At 63.7% G+C, this 19,038-nt stretch carries 17 protein-coding genes and 1 pseudogene; 8 read left to right on the plus strand and 10 right to left on the minus strand.

Annotated elements, in window-relative coordinates; genetic code table 11:
• Positions 1-89: 89 nt before the first annotated feature.
• The 6 genes and pseudogenes from pyk to V5279_RS10110 form a co-directional block, all read right to left on the minus strand.
• Entirely contained in the window at positions 90-1,505 is a 1,416-nt protein-coding gene (gene pyk / locus V5279_RS10085) for a pyruvate kinase (protein ID WP_338696914.1), read from the minus strand.
• A 3-nt stretch (positions 1,506-1,508) separates the two neighbouring features.
• Positions 1,509-2,829 (minus strand): annotated as a pseudogene (locus V5279_RS10090) (glycerate kinase type-2 family protein).
• Positions 2,830-2,910: 81 nt separating this feature from the next.
• Positions 2,911-4,197: an oxalate/formate MFS antiporter gene (oxlT, locus tag V5279_RS10095; RefSeq protein WP_414645943.1), complete on the minus strand. Its 1,287-nt coding sequence runs from the start codon at positions 4,195-4,197 to the stop codon at positions 2,911-2,913.
• 150 nt (positions 4,198-4,347) lie between these two features.
• Positions 4,348-5,130: a fumarylacetoacetate hydrolase family protein gene (locus V5279_RS10100; protein WP_338696918.1), complete on the minus strand. Its 783-nt coding sequence runs from the start codon at positions 5,128-5,130 to the stop codon at positions 4,348-4,350.
• Between the two features lie 5 nt (positions 5,131-5,135).
• Positions 5,136-6,155, minus strand: coding sequence for a 2-dehydropantoate 2-reductase (locus tag V5279_RS10105; RefSeq protein WP_338696920.1), 1,020 nt, complete (start codon positions 6,153-6,155; stop codon positions 5,136-5,138).
• 85 nt (positions 6,156-6,240) lie between these two features.
• Positions 6,241-6,657, minus strand: coding sequence for a CBS domain-containing protein (locus tag V5279_RS10110; protein ID WP_338696922.1), 417 nt, complete (start codon positions 6,655-6,657; stop codon positions 6,241-6,243).
• 238 nt (positions 6,658-6,895) lie between these two features.
• Here V5279_RS10110 and V5279_RS10115 point away from each other — a divergent pair, with 238 nt between their 5' ends.
• The 5 genes from V5279_RS10115 to V5279_RS10135 all read left to right on the plus strand — a co-directional run bounded on the left by V5279_RS10115 (position 6,896) and on the right by V5279_RS10135 (position 12,513).
• Positions 6,896-7,744: an IclR family transcriptional regulator gene (locus tag V5279_RS10115; protein WP_338696924.1), complete on the plus strand. Its 849-nt coding sequence runs from the start codon at positions 6,896-6,898 to the stop codon at positions 7,742-7,744.
• Positions 7,745-7,925: 181 nt separating this feature from the next.
• A complete protein-coding gene (gcl, locus tag V5279_RS10120) occupies positions 7,926-9,713 on the plus strand; it encodes a glyoxylate carboligase (RefSeq protein WP_029082730.1) in 1,788 nt (595 codons plus the stop codon).
• A gap of 38 nt (positions 9,714-9,751) precedes the next feature.
• On the plus strand, positions 9,752-10,537 hold the full coding sequence (gene hyi, locus V5279_RS10125) for a hydroxypyruvate isomerase (RefSeq protein WP_338696927.1): 786 nt from the start codon (positions 9,752-9,754) through the stop codon (positions 10,535-10,537).
• 125 nt (positions 10,538-10,662) lie between these two features.
• Positions 10,663-11,550, plus strand: coding sequence for a 2-hydroxy-3-oxopropionate reductase (locus V5279_RS10130; protein WP_166303287.1), 888 nt, complete (start codon positions 10,663-10,665; stop codon positions 11,548-11,550).
• A gap of 303 nt (positions 11,551-11,853) precedes the next feature.
• Positions 11,854-12,513: a TetR/AcrR family transcriptional regulator gene (locus V5279_RS10135; protein ID WP_166303289.1), complete on the plus strand. Its 660-nt coding sequence runs from the start codon at positions 11,854-11,856 to the stop codon at positions 12,511-12,513.
• A gap of 19 nt (positions 12,514-12,532) precedes the next feature.
• On the opposite strand, the gene paaZ is transcribed toward V5279_RS10135, so the two are convergent.
• Positions 12,533-14,560, minus strand: a complete 2,028-nt coding sequence (paaZ, locus tag V5279_RS10140) for a phenylacetic acid degradation bifunctional protein PaaZ (protein WP_338696930.1) — start codon at positions 14,558-14,560, stop codon at positions 12,533-12,535.
• Positions 14,561-14,778: 218 nt separating this feature from the next.
• The gene (paaG, locus tag V5279_RS10145; RefSeq protein ID WP_338696932.1) at positions 14,779-15,570 is read right to left on the minus strand and encodes a 2-(1,2-epoxy-1,2-dihydrophenyl)acetyl-CoA isomerase PaaG; all 792 of its coding nucleotides are present in this window, start codon (positions 15,568-15,570) and stop codon (positions 14,779-14,781) included.
• 127 nt (positions 15,571-15,697) lie between these two features.
• On the opposite strand from paaG, the gene V5279_RS10150 reads away from it, so the two are divergent.
• Positions 15,698-15,880: a helix-turn-helix domain-containing protein gene (locus tag V5279_RS10150; protein ID WP_166308130.1), complete on the plus strand. Its 183-nt coding sequence runs from the start codon at positions 15,698-15,700 to the stop codon at positions 15,878-15,880.
• Between the two features lie 437 nt (positions 15,881-16,317).
• Positions 16,318-17,436 (plus strand): branched-chain amino acid ABC transporter substrate-binding protein, encoded by a 1,119-nt coding sequence (locus V5279_RS10155; protein ID WP_338696934.1) that lies wholly within the window; start codon positions 16,318-16,320, stop codon positions 17,434-17,436.
• Between the two features lie 98 nt (positions 17,437-17,534).
• On the opposite strand, the gene V5279_RS10160 is transcribed toward V5279_RS10155, so the two are convergent.
• The gene (locus tag V5279_RS10160) at positions 17,535-17,942 is read right to left on the minus strand and encodes a GFA family protein (RefSeq protein WP_338696936.1); all 408 of its coding nucleotides are present in this window, start codon (positions 17,940-17,942) and stop codon (positions 17,535-17,537) included.
• A gap of 44 nt (positions 17,943-17,986) precedes the next feature.
• Positions 17,987-18,565, minus strand: a complete 579-nt coding sequence (locus V5279_RS10165; protein ID WP_338696938.1) for a TetR/AcrR family transcriptional regulator — start codon at positions 18,563-18,565, stop codon at positions 17,987-17,989.
• Between the two features lie 80 nt (positions 18,566-18,645).
• Between V5279_RS10165 and V5279_RS10170 the strand changes: the two genes are divergently transcribed.
• Complete coding sequence (locus V5279_RS10170; protein WP_338696940.1) at positions 18,646-18,960, plus strand: monooxygenase; 315 nt, start codon at positions 18,646-18,648, stop codon at positions 18,958-18,960.
• Positions 18,961-19,038 lie beyond the last annotated feature (78 nt).

The raw sequence follows: 19,038 nt of genomic DNA on the forward strand, positions 1-19,038 counted from the left end.
ACGGCAGCGCCTCCTCGCTAGCATGGCCCACGCGTTGCTCCGGCAAACCACGACCTTGGCGATGCGCTGATGACGCAATCCTGGTTCTGTCACGGGAGCGAAACGACGCGCAGATTGTTTGTCGTACCCGCTTGTCCAAACGGAATGCCGGCGACGACAACCAGCAGATCCCGGCTTGATGCGAATTGCTCCGCAAGCGCGAATGCAGTCGCGCGTTCGACCATCTCCTCATAGCTGCGAACGTCGTCGGACAGCACGCTGTGCGCGCCCCACAGCAGACACAGGCGGCGGGACACTTCGCGGCTCGGGGTGATGACGAGGATCGGCAAGCTCGGCCGCTTGCGCGCCACGCGCGCGGCGGTCGTTCCGCTCGACGTATAGGCCACGATGGCCTTGGCGTGAACGACGGAAGCGAGGTCGGCCGCGGCCGTTGCCACAGCATGGGGCGCGGTCTGCTCTTCGCCCGGCTGGGTCGCCTCGACGATGGAGCGGTACATCTTGTGCTGCTCGGTGCTGCGAATGATGCGGTCCATCATCTCGACCGCCTCCTGCGGATAGCGGCCGGTGGCAGATTCCGCCGACAGCATCACCGCATCGGCGCCATCATAGATGGCGGTCGCAACGTCGGAGACTTCGGCGCGAGTCGGCGTGGGGGCGGCGACCATGGAGTCCAGCATTTGCGTGGCGACGATCACGGGCTTCACGGCAAGCCGGCAGGCCCGCACCAATTCCTTCTGACGGCCCGGCACGTCTTCGTGTGGAATCTCGACGCCAAGGTCGCCCCGGGCAACCATGATGGCGTCGCACAGCTGGATGATATCGTCGATCCGCTCAAGCGCTGCTGGCTTCTCGATCTTGGCCATCAGACCGGCGCGGTCGCCGATCAGGCTTCTCGCCTCGATGATATCGGAGGGCTTTTGCACGAACGACAAGGCGACCCAGTCGACGCCGAGTTTCAGGCCGAACTCCAGATCGAGACGGTCCTTTGTCGTCAGTGGTGAAAGATCAAGCACCGTCCCCGGCAGATTGACGCCCTTGTGGTTCGAGATCGTGCCACCGACGATCACCTTGGCTTCGATGAAATCGTCACCCAGCCCGGTGACGCGAACGCGGACCCTGCCGTCGTCGATCAAGAGATCGTGACCGGGAGCGACGGCCGCAAAGATTTCCCGATGCGGGAGCGGAATCGCGCCACGATCCCCATCCGACCCGGACAGCACGAAGCGGATGGTCTCTCCGGCCGCGACGATAATCTTGCCATCGCGCAAGGTGCCGACGCGGATCTTCGGGCCCTGCAGGTCCAGCAGAATGCCGATGGGCCGGTTAACTTCCTGTTCCAGCTTTCGGATCGCGGCGTGAATCCTGGCGTGATCGTTCTGGGTTCCGTGGCTGAAATTCAGGCGGAACGTATCGACGCCCGCCTCCAGCAGCGCCTTGAGCATTTCGGGAGAACTGCTGGCGGGGCCGACGGTTGCAACGATCTTGGCCCGTCGATGACGACGCATGGATCACCTCATCCTTAACTTGATTCCCGGCTTGCCGGCTCCGATCAGCACGGCGCGGATATCGTTGACGTTGGTCAGTGTCGGCCCGGTGCGCACGAGGTCTCCAAGGCGATCGAAGAACGTGTAGCTGTCATGGGCCGCCAGACAAGCCCGTGCGTCGAGGAGTTTCGCGGCGGCGCGCGAGAGTGTATCCGGACCGATCAAAGCACCAGCCGCATCTTCCGTTCCATCGATGCCGTCGCTGTCTCCCGCGATGGCCCAGATATCGGCTGCGCCCGACAGGGCGATGACAAGTCCTAGCAAGAATTCGGTGTTGCGGCCGCCGCGGCCCGCCGGCCCGCGTCCGATCGTGACCGTTGTCTCTCCCCCCGACAGCAGCACCGCGGGGGCCTGGCTGAGCATGCATCGCGACCGACCGGGCGATGCCGGCCATCACGGTTCCGAGTTCCCGTGCCTCGCCCTCGATCGCATCTCCAAGGAGGATCGGCGTGAGGCCCTCGTCGCGGGCCACATTGGCCGCAGCGTCGAGCGCGCGGAACGGCGCGGCAAGGATGCGGACATCCGCGTCGATCTCGCCCGGCTTGGGTGTCTCGTCGGCCTGCTCGAGTGCAAGCCGCGCCGCTTCCGGCAAGTCGATTGCAAACCGGTCAACGATCTCTTGCGCATCGGCTCTTGTGCTGCTGTCCGGGAGTGAGGGGCCGGAACCGATCGCCGCCGGATCGTCGCCGGGAATGTCCGATATCACCAGGGTCGCGACGCGGGCGGGACGCGCGGCCAGCGCCAGCCGCCCGCCCTTGATCGCGGACAAATGCTTGCGGACGACATTCATCTCGGCAATCGTCGCGCCGCTTGCAAGCAGTGCCCGGTTAACCGCCTGCTTGTCGGCGAGCGTCATCGGGGATGCAGGAAGCGTCATCAGCGCCGAGCCGCCGCCGGACATCAGCACGACCACAAGATCATCCGACGACAGTCCTTCAACGGCACGCAGCATGCGAAGGGCGGCAACTTTGCTCGTATCGTCCGGCACGGGGTGAGATGCCTCCAGCACCTCGATCCGGCCCGCGGGAACCGAATGGCCGTGGCGTGTGACCACGACGCCTGAAAGGTCGACGTCACGCCATGCCGCGTCGAGGCCGGCTGCCATCGCCGCCGAAGCCTTGCCTGCGCCGATGACGATGCATCTGCCCCTGGGCTTTGCCGGCAAGGCAGATGCGATCGTGATCCTTGGATCGGCGCTGGCGATTGCGGCGTCGAAGATTCGTCGTAGCGCAGTGCGGGCTCGCAGGTCAGTCCATTTCGCGTTCAATCGCTGCACTCCGGCCATATGGTCCAACGGTCAATGGCTCTCTCGAACGACGCAGCCGTCTCAAATCGAGCGCAGCTTCGGGCCGTGAGAAGTCCTCCGTCAGGGGGCCTTCTCGAGGCTGTCGTACGATAGCTGTCCCTTTGGCAGATCGCTTTCGCTGTGAGCTGCCGTCGCACGAGCAACCACGGCACGTGCCGTGCTTTCACTGCCGAGAATGAACGCGCGGCGCAGCGGCTTGATCACGAACACGGCGATGAGGGCTGCGGTGGCATTGAGCGCGACTGCGACGATGAACACGGCCTGCCAGCCAAACCGGGAGGAGATGATGCTCGCCAGCGGCACAAGCAGCGCCGCAGTGCCCTTCGCGGTATAGAGCATGCCGTTGTTGGTGGTCGCGTATTTGGCGCCGAACGTGTCGCCCGATGTTGCCGGAAACAGGCTGTAGATTTCCCCGAAAACGCCGAAATAGACGGCCGTCGCCAACACGAAGACAACCGGAATGTGGCCGTAGACCGACAGCGTCAGCAACATCAGCGCCGCCGTCGCGAACGCAATGAACATGGTGTGCTCACGGCCGATATTGTCGGAGATCCAGCCGAAGAACGGGCGACCGAAACCATCGAACACGCGATCGAGCGAGATGGCGAACGTCAACGCCGCCATCTGGAAGCCGGCCAACGTAACCGGAGTATCGGCGATCTTGAAGTCATGGGCGATTGGCCCGATCTGGGCGGCGGTCATCAGCCCGCCGGAAGCCACCATCACGAACACCAGGTACATCATCCAGAAGATCGGGGCGCGCAACACCTGAACCGGCGTGTAATCGACGGCGGTCTGCGGCAGATTGAGCTGCTTCCTTCTGGCGGACACGGTGATATCAGGCGGACGGACGAACGTGGCGAGCAGGATAACAGTCAGGCCTTGCCCGATGCCGAACGTCAGGAAGGCGCTCTGGTAGCCGCTCGCGGCAATCATGTTGGCAATCGGCACGACGGTCAGCGCCGCGCCTGCCCCAAACCCGGCGGCGGTTGCGCCGGCGGCCAGGCCGCGCCGGTCCGGAAACCATTTCAGCGCGTTGCCGACGCACGTGCCGTAGACGGCGCCGGCGCCGATGCCAGCGACGACAGCTGCCGCATAGAGCGTGACGAGCGAGGAGGCGTATGCGTTCAGCACCCAGGCCAGGGCGATCATCAGCCCGCCGAACATGATGACGATACGCGGGCCGTATTTGTCGACAAACCAGGCTTCCACCGGCACAAGCCAGGTCTCCGTCATCACGAAAATCGTGAAGGCAAGCTGGATGGCGGCGCGGCCCCAATGATATTGCGCGTCGATCGGGTCGACGAACAGCGTCCAGCCATATTGCAGGTTGGCGATCATCGCCATGCAGACGATGCCGATCGCCAGTTGAAGCCAGCGGAAGCCGTCGGGCGATGATACCGGTTTCGTGCTGGAGTTCACAAGTCCCCCAAAGCAGGAGTTTGTGGTTTTAATGGCTGCTAGTCCGGCGGCGTCGGGCTCTCGTCCCGCGGCCGCTTACTGGCAAAATTCGTTGGTCAGTTCGCCGATTCCATCGATCGCGACGGTGACCGTATTGACCGGCTCTTTCATCACGCCGACACCGATCGATGTCCCGCAGCAGATGAGGTCGCCGGGCAACAGCGTCATGTCGTGTGAAATCTTGCTGACCAGCGCCTGCGCGCTGAAGATCATGTCTGCAATCGGATAATTCTGGCGCTCTACGCCGTTGAGGATGGTGCGCACCACAAGGCTTGCCGGATCGACGCCCGACGCAACAACGGGACCGAAGGGGCCATAGCCATCGAAGCCCTTGGCCCGGGCCCATTGCGGGAAAGTCGGATCGCGATTGAGAATGTCTGCGGCAGTGACGTCGTTGGTGCAGGTGTACCCGAAGATGAAGGCGTCGGCCTGTTCGGGCGCGACCGCGGTGCAGGTCTTGCCGATGACAATGCCGAGCTCGCCCTCGTAGGTCGTCTTGCCATCGTAACCCGCGGGACGCCTGATCACGGCGCCGGGCGCGGTGACGCTGGTCGGCGCCTTCAGCAGGTACAACGGTTCGGCCGGCTCGGGTGATTTCAGCTTGGCGGCAAGTGCGTGAAAATTGTTCCAGAGCGCGATGATCTTGCTTGGTTGCGTCGGTGCGAGCAGCTCGACGGCGTCGAGTGCCAGCGTTCGTCCAGTCGGCCGCGCGTCGCCGAACATGTCGCCGACGTGCACCGAGATGCCGGATGGTGTGAGTTGCCCGAAGCCGATGTCGGCATGGTGGCGGAAGCGGACCCAGCGTGTGACGTTGCTCATCAGGATCACGCCACCGCAAGTGATTTTGTTTCGGCAACGCCGGCCGCCCCGTCGTAGAGGCCCGCCAGCCTGGTACGCTGCGCGACCAGGGCCAGCACCGCATCGAGGGCGGGCGTTGCAATCCCCGTCATCCGGCCCATCTCCTGGACGACGGTGATCAGCGGATCGATTTCGACCGGACGTCCGCGCTCGAGATCCTGCAGCATCGAGGTCTTGTGCGCGCCGACCTTGCGCGCACCTTCGATGCGGCGTTCGACATCGACCCGGAACTTGACGCCAAGATTTTCCGCGATCGCCTGGGCTTCCAGCATGATCGCTTTCGACAGCGCGCGCGTGCCGGGGTTGCTGCAGATCACGTCGAGGGTCGCATGGGTCAGGGCGCTGATCGGGTTGAAGCAGACATTGCCCCACAGCTTGAGCCAGATCTCGTCGCGGATGCGATCGAGAACCGGCGCCTTCATGCCGGCTGCCGCGAACAGGGCGGAAAGGTTCTCGACCTCGGGGGTGATCTCGCCGGAGGGTTCGCCCAGCGGAAAGTTGTTGCCGTAGACGTGGCGGATCACGCCGGGCGCTTCGATCCCGGTGGCGGGATACACCACGCAGCCGATCGCGCGCTCGGGGCCGAGTTCCTTCCATTGCCGTCCGCCGGGATCGATGCTCTCGAGCGCCGATCCTTCGTGCCGTCCGCCGTGCTTGTAGAAATACCAATAGGGAATGCCGTTGACGGCGGTGACAATGCGGGTGCGCTGACCGAGCAGGGGCTGCATGCGTTCAATGACGCCGGTGATCGAGTGCGCCTTGAGGCAGACGATGACGAAATCCTGCTCGCCGAGCTCGGCGGGATCGTCGGTACAGCGCGGATGCACCACGCGCTCCTCGTCGCCGATCAGGAGCTTCAGACCGTTCTGTCGCATCGCGGCAAGGTGCGCGCCGCGCGCGACCAGGCTGACATCCGCGCCAGCGCGCATGAATTCGACACCGAGATAACCGCCGATGGCGCCGGCGCCGTAGATGCAGATCCTCATGAAATCCTCGCGAGCAGAGTGGGGACACAGTTCGAGCCGCTGCGGCTCGAACTGGGTTGCGTGGCAGTTGTCTTGGAAAATTCTGTCAGGCCGCCTGCACTGCGCAGGTGGCCTCGTCGTAAGCAGTGGTGATGTCCCGCATGCTGACGACGCCGACGAGCCGGCCGTTGTCGATGACGGGGACATGGCGGATGCCGTGCCGGCCCATGAGATGTTCGGCATCCGCGAGCGTGTCCTGCGAATTGCAGGACACCAGCGGCCGCGAGATGAACTGCGCGACTTTCACGGCAAGCCCACCGGTGCCGTGTTCGGCGATCACAGCGACGACGTCGCGCTCGCTGAACATTCCGATCACCGCGGCGTCCTTGCTGCGCGAGACGTTCCTGACCACGACTGCGCCGACATTGCTCGCGTACATCAGGTTCGCCGCAATGCTCACGGTTTCGTTCCAGCCGATCGTCACGAGGTGCGGGCTGTTGCGAAGGATGTCCCCGACGTACATGGCAGCGTTCTCCCGTTTGTCTGATCAGGTCGTTGTAAAGTAATAGTGGTATACATTATCCCAGATGTCAAACAAAAGAATCAGAAAGATTTTGAAGAAAACGGCAAATATACTGACCTATCCGGTGATTACTGTAGCTTGACTCCTGATGTAATTGGCATGCCATATACCAATCCTGACGCTCGTCCTTCGGACGCAATACCGTTCTGAATCGCAACTGGTTAGGGGCAGGGTCGTGATGAAAAGAGAGCCGATCCGGCGCAAGCCGACCGAACCCGATTTTCGCGCGCAGCCGGATCCGGACGCACGAGACGGCGGCGTTCAATCTGTCAATCGTGCGCTGCAGATCCTGGAGACGCTTGCAGAGGACGACGAAGGCTATCGGCTGACCGATCTCGCGATCCGCACCGGCTTGTCGCCGTCGACCGTTCATCGGCTGCTGACGACGCTCGAGAACCGCAGATTCGTGCAGTTCGACCGCGACGAATCCAAATGGCACATCGGCGCGCAAAGCTTCGTGGTCGGCTCGACCTTCATGCGCCGGCGGAATTTTGCCGCGCAGGCCTTGCCCTATCTGCGCAAGCTGCGCGACCAGACCAGGGAAACCGCCAACCTGGCCGTGGTCGATGATGAGTCCATCATCGTCGTGTCCCGCATTGAAAGCCGGGAGATCATGCGTTCGCTGACCAAGGTGGGTGGACGCGTCGCAATGATCGCCTCGGGCGTTGGCAAAGCTGTGCTGGCAACCTATTCCGATGCCGACGTCAACGCGATCATCCGCCGTCAGGGCATGCCGCGGCTGACGGAAAAGTCGATCGTGCGGCCCGGCGAGCTGTTCAAGGAACTGGAGAACGTGCGGCGCCAGGGCTATGCGGTGGATGATGAAGAGGCCCGCCTCGGCCTGCGCTGTGTGGCTGCGGTCGTCTTCAACGACTGCAGCGAGCCATTTGCCGCGGTTTCGGTATCGGGCACGGCGGACCGGCTGACGAACGAACGCTTGCCGGACATCGGTACGATCGTGCACCAGATCGCAGCCGAACTCACGGCCGAGCTTCGCGGGAGCCGCACGCAGCAAGGGCAGGCGTGAGGCTTTTCGCATTTTCGTCCATCACGATTTCCATTTCTCCGCTGACCCTAATCTCTTGAAGACACCCACAAAATCGTGGGCGCTGCCATAGCGTGGAAAATCCCATCGATTGCGTTGAGATCGATGCGCGCGGGTCTGATGATCATGCTCAGGCCAACTCCTAGCGAAGCGGGATCATCAGATGAAAATGCGAGCAATCGATGCAGCAGTGCGCATTCTCGAACGCGAAGGGATCACGTGCGCGTTCGGCGTTCCCGGCGCCGCGATCAACCCGCTTTACTCCGCGCTGAAGCGGAACGGTTCGATCCGGCATATTCTGGCGCGGCACGTCGAAGGCGCCTCGCACATGGCGGAAGGCTATACAAGGGCGGAGGCGGGCAATATCGGCGTCTGCATCGGCACATCGGGACCCGCCGGAACCGACATGATCACCGGCCTCTACTCGGCGATCGCGGATTCGATCCCGATCCTCTGCATCACCGGTCAGGCGCCGCGGGCGCGGCTCTACAAGGAAGATTTCCAGGCCGTCGACATCGAGGCGATCGCAAAGCCGGTGACGAAATGGGCCGTCACCGTCCGCGAGCCGGCGCTGGTGCCGCGCGTGTTCAGCCAGGCCTTCCATGTCATGCGGTCGGGACGGCCCGGACCGGTGCTGATCGATCTTCCGCTCGACGTGCAACTGGCCGAAATCGAGTTCGACGACGAGACCTACTCGCCGCTGCCGGTCTACAAGCCGACGGCGACCCGCAAGCAGATCGAGAAGGCGCTCGAGATGCTCAACGCCGCGGAGCGGCCGCTGATCGTGGCCGGCGGCGGCGTGATCAACGCCGATGCATCCGAGCTGCTGGTCGCCTTCGCGGAAGCGGTCAACGTCCCGGTGGTTCCGACGCTGATGGCGTGGGGCGCCATTCCCGACGATCACGCGCTGATGGCGGGGATGGTCGGCCTGCAGACCAGCCATCGCTACGCCAACGCCACGATGCTGGAATCCGACTTCGTGCTCGGCATCGGAAATCGCTGGGCCAACCGGCACACCGGTTCGATCGAGACCTACACGAAGGGGCGCAAATTCGTCCATGTCGACATCGAGCCGACCCAGATCGGTCGTGTCTTCAATCCGGATCTCGGCATCGTGTCGGACGCCAAGGCCGCGCTGGAGATGTTCGTGAGCGTCGCCAAGGAGTGGCGCAAGTCAGGGAAGCTCCGCGATCGGCAGGCCTGGCCTGCCGCCTGCCGCGACCGCAAGCGTTCGATGCTGCGCAAGAGCCACTTCGACAACATCCCGATCAAGCCGCAGCGCGTCTACGAGGAGATGAACAAGGCCTTCGGCCGCGACACCTGCTACGTGACGGTGATCGGATTGTCGCAGATCGCGGGCGCCCAGTTCCTCAACGTCTATCGTCCGCGCAACTGGATCAATGCTGGCCAAGCCGGTCCGCTCGGCTGGACCCTGCCGGCCGCCCTCGGTGTGCGCGCCGCCGACCCCGACCGCGACATCGTCGCGCTGTCGGGTGACTACGACTTCCAGTTCCTGATCGAGGAACTCGCGGTCGGGGCGCAGTTCAATCTGCCCTACATCCACGTCGTCGTGAACAATTCATATCTCGGCTTGATCCGGCAGGCCCAGCGCGGCTTCGACATGGACTATCACGTGCAGCTCTCGTTCGAGAACATCAACGCGCCCGAGATCGGCGTCTACGGTGTCGACCACGTCACCGTCGCGGAGGGGCTGGGCTGCAAGGCGATCCGGGTGACCGACCCGAACGACGCCCAGGCGGCGTTCGCGACCGCGCGCGAATTGATGGCCAAGCACCGCGTGCCCGTGGTGGTGGAGTTCATCCTCGAGCGGGTCACCAACATCGCGATGGGAACGGAGATCGACAACATCGTCGAATTCGAAGAGGTGCTCGACCTTCCGCTCGATGAGGTGCCGAGCGCAGCACGATCCGGCACGCTGTTGCCGGCCTGACGACATCATTAGCGCTGCCTCAAGCGGAGATACCAACCGTGCCTCAATTTGCTGCCAACCTCACCATGCTCTTCAACGAGTTGCCGTTCCTCGATCGGTTCGCGGCCGCCAAGGCCGCCGGCTTCAACGCGGTCGAGTATCTTTTTCCCTATGACTACGACAAGAGCGAATTGCGGGAGGAGTTGGCGCGGTCTGAGCTGACCCAGGTGCTGCACAATCTTCCGGCCGGCAATTGGGCCGCGGGCGAGCGCGGCATTGCGATCCTGCGCGATCGAACCGATGAATTTCGCGACGGCGTCGCGCGCGCGATCGACTATGCGAAGGCACTGGATTGCCGGCAGCTGAACTGCCTGGTCGGCATCGCCCCCACTGGCGCGGATGCGGCAGAGCTGCACGAAGTCCTGGTGTCCAATCTGCGCTTCGCCGCCGGCGCGCTCGCCCAGCATGGCATCAAGCTTCTGGTCGAGCCGATCAACACGCTGGATATTCCGGGCTTCTTCCTGAGCGGGACGGAACAGGCGGTGCAGCTGATCTCCGACGTGCGGTCGCCCAACCTGTTCATCCAATACGATATCTATCACATGCAGATCATGGAGGGCGATCTGGCGCGAACCGTCGAGAGGCATCTCGGCCGGATCGCGCATGTCCAGCTCGCCGACAACCCGGGCCGTCATGAGCCGGGGACCGGCGAGATCAACTATTCATATCTGTTCAAGCATCTCGACAGCATCGGCTATCGCGGCTGGATCGGATGCGAATACAAGCCGCGGACGACCACGCTCGAGAGCCTTGCCTGGCATGCCGCGCAGACTTTCGTGACCTAGAGCGTTTCCGTTCCGATTGAACCGGAACGGAGCTCTCAATTTTATGTTTTGACGCGTTTTCTTCACGCGAACCGGTATCCGTTTCGCTAGAAAACGCCCTCATCGGGCTGACAGGAGCGACGACAATGAAAGACATTGGATTCATCGGGCTGGGCACCATGGGACGTCCGATGGCCGGCCATCTCCTGGCTACCGGCTATCGCCTGTTCCTGCACGACGTCGCGCCTCTGCCGCCCGACCTGATCGCGAACGGCGCCGTCGCGTGCGAGTCCGGCAAGCAGGTCGCGCAGGAAGCCGATGCCGTCATCATCATGGTGCCGGACACGCCGCATGTCGAAGCCGTGCTGTTTGGCAAAGGTGGCGTCGCCGAGGGCGTCTCCAAGGGCATGATCGTGGTGGATATGAGCTCGATTTCGCCGCTGGCGACCAAGGAGTTCGCGCGGAAGATCGATGCGCTCGGGGCCGACTATCTCGACGCGCCGGTCTCCGGCGGCGAGGTTGGCGCAAAGGCGGCAAGCCTGACCATCATGGTTGGCGGGCGGGAGCGGGCGTTCAACGCGATGAAGCCCGTGTTTGATACCATGGGCAAGAACGTCACGCATGTCGGCGCCAACGGTGACGGCCAGACCACCAAGGTCGCCAACCAGATCATCGTGGCGCTGACCATCGAGGCGGTGAGCGAGGCGCTGCTGTTCGCGTCCAAGGCGGGCGCCGATCCTGCGCTGGTGCGCCAGGCGCTGATGGGCGGCTTTGCGTCGTCCCGGATCCTTGAAGTGCACGGCGAGCGCATGCTGAAGCGCAATTTCGATCCGGGCTTCCGCATCGAGCTGCATCAGAAGGATCTCAACCTCGCGCTGGAAGGCGCGCGGGCCCTTGGGCTGTCGCTGCCGGGCACTGCCGCAGCCCAGCAGCTGTTCAACGCCTGCACCGCGCTCGGCGGCAAGGCCTGGGACCATTCCGGCATCCTGAGAGCGCTGGAAGTGATGGCCGGCCACGAGGTCGCAGCCGCCTGAGCTTCATGCGAAGGAGTTGATGAGACATCGCAGGCCCGGTTGGTGCTATGCCAGCTGGGCGGACGATGGGTGGCGTCGATGGGGGCCCGGCTGGCGCCGGATCCGGCCGACGCCCTGCGCTGAGCATTGCAACGCAGGGGTCCATTCCATATAGGTCATGGAATTGTCCGACCGGATGGTCAATAAATGGCGCTCAGACCGGCCCTGGCAATGGACAGGGCCGGACTGGTCTGAGAAATTTGCCGTTGTTGATTCACGTCTGACGACGACGGCTGAACGGCCGGCTGGTGGAACGGACGAGACATGGCCCGATCGCGCGCCAAGGACTATGACGACAAGCGCCTCTCGATGCTGCATCGTGCGGCCGAGCTGTTTGCCGCATCGGGATATGTCGGCACGTCGATGAATACGATCGCCGACGCGTGCGGTGTCTCGAAAGCGCTGCTCTATCACTATTATCCCGACAAGGAGGCGATCCTCTTCGATCTCCTGTCGTCGCATCTCGAGCGGCTGGTGGCGTCGGTTCGCAAGGCGAGCGCCTCGGCCGGCGATCCGGTCGAGCGCCTCGGGACGATCGTCACGACCCTGCTCGAGCTCTACCGGCATGCCGACGCCGAGCATCAGGTCCAGATCGCAAGCCTCAGGCTGCTGCCGGAGCAAAAGCAGCAGCCGCTGCTCGCAAGCGAGCGGATACTGGTCGGGATCATGTCGGATGCGCTGGCCGCCGCCGTGCCGGCGGCGAAGCAGAAGCGCGTGCTCAAGCCGCTGACGATGAGCGTGTTCGGCATGCTGAACTGGCACTATATGTGGTTTCGCGAGGGCGGGCCGATGACCCGCGCCGATTATGCCGACTTCGTCGTGCAGTTGGTGCTGGCCGGTGCGGAGGAAGCGGCTGCCGCCGTTGCCCGGCCGCGCAGCAAGGCGAAGCCCGCCGGCCGGAGCCGGCAGGCTGCGCTGCTCTGAAGCGGGCCCTCGGCGGATCCTAGGTTCGCATCGCATTCATGGTCAGCAGTTCATAGGTCGCCGCGGTCTCACCTGTACCGGTCGTGATCTCGACGTCCCAGCGCACCTCGCCATATTGCTTATTGCGCGGCGTTTTCTCCTTCGCGGTCAGCCGCACCTGGATCTGTTCACCCGGTTGGACGGGTTTCACGAAGCGCAGCGAGTCCAGCCCGTAATTCGCCAGCACCGGGCCGTAGTCGGGATCGACGAACAGGCCGGCCGCGAACGACAGCAGCAGATAGCCATGCGCGACGCGGCCGGGGAAGAACGGATGTCCCTTGGTCGCTTCCTCATCCACGTGGGCGTAGAAGGTGTCGCCGGTGAAATGCGCGAAATGCTCGATGTCGTCGAGCGTGATCTGCCGAGCCTTCGAGACCAGCGTGCGGCCGATCTCGAGATCGTCATAGTGATAGCGGAACGGGTGAAGGTCACCCTCGAGCACTGGGCTGCCCTTGAACCAGCGGCCGGTGACGCCTGACAGCATCGCGGGCGAGCCCTGCAGCGCGGTGCGCTGCATGTAGTGCTGCAGGCTGCGGACGCCGCCGAGTTCCTCGCCGCCGCCGGCGCGGCCCGGGCCGCCGTGAACCATCTGCGGCATCGGCGAGCCGTGGCCGGTATGTTCCGTCGCGCAGTCGCGGTCGATGATCGCAACGCGGCCGTGAAAACTGCCGATGCCGAAGGCGAGCTCGGTCGCGGTCGGGATATCATGCGTGTAGACCGATGCGACGAGGCTGCCGCCGCCGCGGTTGGTGAGCGCGATGGCCTGGTCGAGATCGTCATAGCCCATCACGGTGCTGACAGGCCCGAACGCTTCGATCTCGTGCACCGCTGTTGCGGCAACCGGGTTGGCGCAGTGCAGCAGCAGCGGCGGGACGAAGGCGCCGCGCCTGGCGTCGGCGTCGACCAGCGGGAAATTGCCGGGATCGCCGGCCACCAGCTCGGTCTCAGTGCGAAGCCTGGCCACATGCGCAAGCACATCGCTGCGCTGGCCGAGGCCAACCAGCGGCCCCATCCTGACCTTCTCGTTTTCGGGATTGCCGATCGTGACTTTGGCGAGACGCTCGCGCAGCGCCGTGATGACCGCGTCGATCTGCGCCGACGGCGCCAATGCGCGGCGGATTGCCGTGCATTTCTGCCCGGCCTTGACCGTCATCTCCTTGGCCACTTCCTTGATGAAGAGGTCGAACTCCGGGCTTCCCGGCGCGGCGTCGGGCGCGAGGATCGCGGCGTTCAGCGAATCGCGTTCCGCGATGAACCTGACGGCTTCGCGCGCGATCACCGGATGGCGCTGCAGTTTTTGCGACGTGTCGGCCAAGCCGGTGAAGGACACCACGTCCTGGCAGGTCAGGTGATCGAACAGGTCGCCGGTCGATCCGACGATGAACTGCAGCGCGCCTTCCGGCAGCGCCCTGGATTCGGCGATCAGCCGGGCCAGTTCGTAGGCGACATAGGAGGTGACGGTTGCCGGCTTGGTGACGACGGGAACGCCGGCGAGCAGCGCCGGTGCCAGCTTCTCCAGCATGCCCCAGCACGGGAAATTGAACGCGTTGATGTGCACGGCAACTCCGTGCAAGGACGTCACGATGTGCTGGCCGGCGAATGCGCCGCCCTTGGAGAGCCCCTCGACATTGCCGTCGAGCAGGAATTTGGTGTTCGGAAGCTCGCGGCGGCCCTTGCCGGCATAGGCGAACAACGTGCCGATGCCGCCATCGACGTCAATCATCGCGTCGGTGCGCGTGCAACCCGCCTGGAACGACAATTTGTAGAGCCGGTCCTTGTGCTGGCTCAGATAGTCGGCCAGCGCCTTCAGCAGGCCCGCGCGCTGATGAAACGTCAGCTTGCGGAGATTGTTGCCGCCGACCGTGCGGCCATAGGCGAGGATCTCCCGCATGTCGAGATCGCTCCGGGTCGTGAACGCCACCACATCGCCGGTCACGGCACTGTGAATCTCGGCCGCGGGTTCGCCGGAGCCGGTCCATTTTCCGCGGACGAAGCTGTCGAGTTTCATGATGGTATCCGCGCTCCGCGCGCCACTGGATTGAGGCTGTGTCATCGAAGTTGATTCCTCTGAACTGTGATCAAGTGATGCGTCTCGCCTTGCCGGCGGAACGTTCAATCTGCGTCTAGAGCATGATCCGGAAAAGTGTGGAGCGGTTTTCCGAAAGGATCATGCTCAAAAACAAAGAGCTGGAGCGGGATGATGATTCGAAGAATCTTCATCCCGCTCTAGGCTCTGCCGGCGAACCGCGGCGCGCGCTTCTCGAGGAACGCAGTGACGCCTTCGGCATAGTCCGCCGATCGGCCTGCGCGTCCCTGCAGGTCGCGCTCGAGCGTGAGTTGCGCGTCGAGCGTGTTGGTCTCGGAGGCATCAAGTGCCTGCTTGATCAGCGCGAGGCCGTCGGTCGGCTGCGTCGCGAGATTAGCGGCCAGCGCATGTGCCTCGGTCATCAGCTCCGCATCCTCGACCATCTTCCAGATCATGCCCCAGGATTCCGCCCGTTCCGCGGAGACGGGTTCAGCGAGCAGGGCCAAGGCGCGCGCCCGGGCGGGCCCTACCAGCCGCGGCAGGAACCAGGTGCCACCGGAGTCCGGAACCAGCCCCAGCTTCGCGAAGGCCTGGATGAACTTGGCCGAGCGCGCGGCGAGCACGATGTCGCAGGCAAAGGCGACGTTGGCGCCGGCGCCTGCAGCCACGCCATTGACCGCGCACACGACCGGCATCGGGATGCTGCGCAGCTTGCGCACCAGCGGGTTGTAGAATTTTTCAATTGGTACGGAGAGATCCGGCGTCTCGCCTGGCGTGAACACGCCATCCGAAAGATCCTGGCCGGCGCAGAACCCGCGTCCCGCTCCGGTCAGGATCACAGCGCGGCAGGACTTGTCCTGTTCTGCCGCAATCAGGCCGGCCATCAATGCGGAGTGCAGATCGGCGCTGAATGAATTCAGGCGATCGGGCCTGTTGAGCGTCAGGACGCGATATCCGGCGCGGATATCGGTCAACACCAGATTGCTGACCATGATTACCTCCCGTTGCGGCTTCTACGGCCGAAGGTCGCATGACCTGCCACCGGATTACTATTGACCAACCGGTTGGTCAATTATAATTATCCGCGCAACAGTGTTTGAAAGCGCCGGCTTGGAATTCGTGCTCGGCCAGCGCCTGGCGCGCGCGCATCATTTGCTGACCGATCCGCGCCACAGCGGCAGCACCATCGGCACGATTGCCTTTGAGGTCGGGTTCGGCGATCTCTCCTACTTCAATCGCACCTTCCGCCGGCACTACGGCGCGACGCCGTCGAACATCCGCGCGGTACCGCGGCGGTCCTGACCGAGTGTCTTCGGTCCCGAGGGCCAGACGACGGTGCCGTCGCATTTGAGATAAGCATACCTCGCGGCATCAACGGATGGAGTTCGTTGATGCTGTCGTCGCGGCAGTCGCGATGACGCCTATCCCGCCAGCACGCAGGATCGCAGGCGCTGCGTTGTCGCGGTGCCGAGCAATACCGCCGATGCATTGGCTATGTGCTGTCGCGCACACAAGATCGCGTTCGATCGCGCCAGCTGCGCGGATGATTTTAGCAGCAATGCACGGCAACGTGTTTTCACATTGTTGCGCGATGTCGCATATGTCCAATCCCCCGTCGCCCCAGTCCGAGCCTGCCAACCATCTCGCGCCTAAAAGGCAGCCCCCGGTGATCGTCGCAGCCGGCAAGATTCGTCGAGTGCGATGCATTGAGGCGACTTAACACCATCGAGGAGAATGTGATGAAGTTTGCACTTCGAGGATATTTTCTTGCGCTCGGCACGAGCCTGGCTTTGTCCGGCGCGGCCATGGCGCAGGATATCAGTGTTGCTGTGGTCGGCCCGATGACCGGTTCGGAGGCGAGCTTCGGCCAGCAGTTCAAGAACGGCGCTGATCTCGCCATTGCCGACATCAATGCGGCGGGCGGTGTGCTCGGCAAGAAGCTGAAGCTGGAGGTCGGCGACGACGCCTGCGATCCGAAGCAGGCGGTGTCGGTTGCCGAGAGGATGGCAGGCGCGAAAATTCCGTTCGTCGTTGGGCACTTCTGCTCGTCGACCTCGATCCCCGCGTCGGCTGCCTATGCCGAGGGCAACGTGCTGGAGATCACGCCCGGCTCGACCAACCCGCTGTTCACCGAGCGCGGGTTGTGGAACACGTTCCGCGTCTGCGGCCGGGATGACCAGCAGGGCATGGTCGCGGCCGCCTATATCATCAAGAACTACAAGACCAGGAACGTCGCGATCATCCACGACAAGACGACCTACGGCAAAGGCCTGGCCGACGAGACGCGCAACGCCATCAACGCGGCGGGCGTGAAGGAAAAGCTCTATGAGGCCTACACCAAGGGCGACAAGGACTTTGCCGCGCTGGTGTCCCGCTTCAAGAAGGAGGGAATCGATTTCGTCTATGTCGGCGGCTACTACGCGGAAGCTGCATTGATCCTGCGCCAGATGCGCGAGCAGGGCGTCAATGCGGTGCTGATGGGCGGCGACGCCCTGGTCGACAAGCAGTTCGCGGCGATCGCGGGCCCGCTTGCCGAGGGCTCGCTGTTCACCTTCTCGCCCGATCCGCGCAAGAAGCTGACCGCGGCCGCGACCCTGAAGAAGTTCAAGGACAAGGGCATCGATCCCGACGGTTACACCCTCTACAGCTATGCCGCGTTCCAGATCTGGAGCCAGGCCGTGGCGCGCGCCCAGACCACGGATGCCAAGAAGGTCGCCACGACCATCAAGGCGGGAAACTGGGACACCGTGCTCGGCAACATCAGCTACACGCCGAAGGGTGACATCACGCTGATCGACTATGTCGTGTACCGCCGCGACAAGGACGGCAACTACGCCGAACTGGCGGCTGGTCAATGATCGCAAGCCGCGACATCGGCACTCGTCCCTGACCGATGTCGCGGCAACTCCTGTCCGGCTGCGCCGGCTTGCGCAGTGCCTGCGGCCGGCGCGGCCGGTCACACGTTCTGGGCAAAGCGTGCCGCGCCCGGGACCGGCGTGAGCCACGTCATCGCATGATCGGTATAGATCTCGACTTGCGGCTGCAGCCCCTCCAGCTCGTCGAGCGTGCCGGCCTTCACCACGAACTTCCCCGGCATCAATGCGGTCTTTGCAAGGAGAGGGGAGCCGCAGCGTCCGCAGAAATGGCGGTAGACCGGATGGCCGCTATCGCCCTGGTCGACGAACACCGCGGTCTCGCCCGTTTGCTGGTAGTCGGTTTCGCGGACGACGAGGTTGAACGAGAACAGGCTTCCGCTTTGCCGCTGGCAGTGCGTGCAATGGCATAGGGCGATGCTCCGCGGCTCGCTCTTCAGCGCGTAGCGCACCGCGCCGCAGAGGCAACCACCTTTCCGATCCTGCATCATGTTGTCTCCCATATGATATCGATCGCCACGACGGAGATGCCGCCTCAGACATCGTCGACCACCGCATCGATGAAGGTCGCGGCGGTCTCCTTCAGCTGCTTGCGGCTGTATCCGGCGCGCTCCATCACGGCCAATCCTCGCGTGAAGGTCACGATGACCCGGGCCAGTCGGTTGGCATCGGCCGCGCTCCGCTTGTTCGGAGCCGTACTGAGGGCCTTGCCGATCAGCTGCTCGAGCCGGTTGAGCACGCCCTGCACGCGCTGACGGACGTCGGTGCTGGAGATCGCCGCGTCGAGCGCGGTGCGCGTGGTCAGGCAGCCGCGCGGCGGCGAACCGTCCGTCATGTTGACGATGATCATGTCGAAGAAATTTCTGAAGCCCGCCGCGGCGTCGCCCTGGGCCAGCGCGGTGCCGGCCGCGTCCAGGAATTCCTCGGCATAGCGATCGAAGGCGCGCAGGAAGATCGCTTCCTTGTCGCCATAGGCGTTGTACAGGCTGCCGCGCTGGACGCCGGTCGCGGCGGCGAGGTCCTGCATGGTCGCGTCGTGCAGGCCCTTGCGCCAGAACACGTCGAGCGCGGTCGCGATCACCTCGTCCTCGTCAAACTGACGCATGCCGACCATTCGGTTCGCTCCGCTGATTCATTCTTGACATTATCGTCAAGTTTGACAATTGTGTCAAGAATGATGCCCAGGAGGTCCGGATGATTACCACCGTCACGACGTTCAGATTGCCGAACCCGGTCACGCGCGAGGAAGCGCGCAGCATCTTCCTGAGCACGGCCCCGATCTATCGCGACGTACCAGGGCTGTTTCGAAAGACCTATGTGCTGTCCGAGGACGGGATGACGGCCGGCGGCATCTATTTCTGGAACTCGAGGGCAGAGGCGGAAGCGCTGTACACCGATGCGTGGCGCGCCCGCGCCCGCGAGAAATATGGCGCCGATCCGACGGTCACCTATTTCGAGAGCCCCGTCGTGGTCGACAATGTCGCGCAGCAGGTGCTTTCCGACGCGTAGCGAAGGGCGCCACAATCGTCGGCCTCTCCGCTGATCGGAACCCTGGATTGTGCGCTCGGCTGCGCATTGTCCGCGTGC

It is taken from the genome of Bradyrhizobium sp. 26S5 (assembly GCF_036923295.1).
Taxonomy (GTDB): domain Bacteria; phylum Pseudomonadota; class Alphaproteobacteria; order Rhizobiales; family Xanthobacteraceae; genus Bradyrhizobium; species Bradyrhizobium septentrionale.

Coding starts and splice junctions, on each gene's coding strand:
- V5279_RS10115 (WP_338696924.1), top strand. CDS start 6,896: ATGAAAAGAGAGCCGATCCGGCGCAAGCCGACCGAACCCGATTTTCGC.
- V5279_RS10155 (WP_338696934.1), top strand. CDS start 16,318: ATGAAGTTTGCACTTCGAGGATATTTTCTTGCGCTCGGCACGAGCCTG.
- V5279_RS10105 (WP_338696920.1), bottom strand. CDS start 6,155: ATGAGGATCTGCATCTACGGCGCCGGCGCCATCGGCGGTTATCTCGGT.
- V5279_RS10130 (WP_166303287.1), top strand. CDS start 10,663: ATGAAAGACATTGGATTCATCGGGCTGGGCACCATGGGACGTCCGATG.
- oxlT (WP_414645943.1), bottom strand. CDS start 4,197: ATGGCGATGATCGCCAACCTGCAATATGGCTGGACGCTGTTCGTCGAC.
- paaG (WP_338696932.1), bottom strand. CDS start 15,570: ATGGTCAGCAATCTGGTGTTGACCGATATCCGCGCCGGATATCGCGTC.
- V5279_RS10170 (WP_338696940.1), top strand. CDS start 18,646: ATGATTACCACCGTCACGACGTTCAGATTGCCGAACCCGGTCACGCGC.
- paaZ (WP_338696930.1), bottom strand. CDS start 14,560: ATGAAACTCGACAGCTTCGTCCGCGGAAAATGGACCGGCTCCGGCGAA.
- V5279_RS10165 (WP_338696938.1), bottom strand. CDS start 18,565: ATGGTCGGCATGCGTCAGTTTGACGAGGACGAGGTGATCGCGACCGCG.
- V5279_RS10135 (WP_166303289.1), top strand. CDS start 11,854: ATGGCCCGATCGCGCGCCAAGGACTATGACGACAAGCGCCTCTCGATG.
- V5279_RS10160 (WP_338696936.1), bottom strand. CDS start 17,942: ATGATGCAGGATCGGAAAGGTGGTTGCCTCTGCGGCGCGGTGCGCTAC.
- V5279_RS10100 (WP_338696918.1), bottom strand. CDS start 5,130: ATGAGCAACGTCACACGCTGGGTCCGCTTCCGCCACCATGCCGACATC.
- pyk (WP_338696914.1), bottom strand. CDS start 1,505: ATGCGTCGTCATCGACGGGCCAAGATCGTTGCAACCGTCGGCCCCGCC.
- V5279_RS10110 (WP_338696922.1), bottom strand. CDS start 6,657: ATGTACGTCGGGGACATCCTTCGCAACAGCCCGCACCTCGTGACGATC.
- gcl (WP_029082730.1), top strand. CDS start 7,926: ATGAAAATGCGAGCAATCGATGCAGCAGTGCGCATTCTCGAACGCGAA.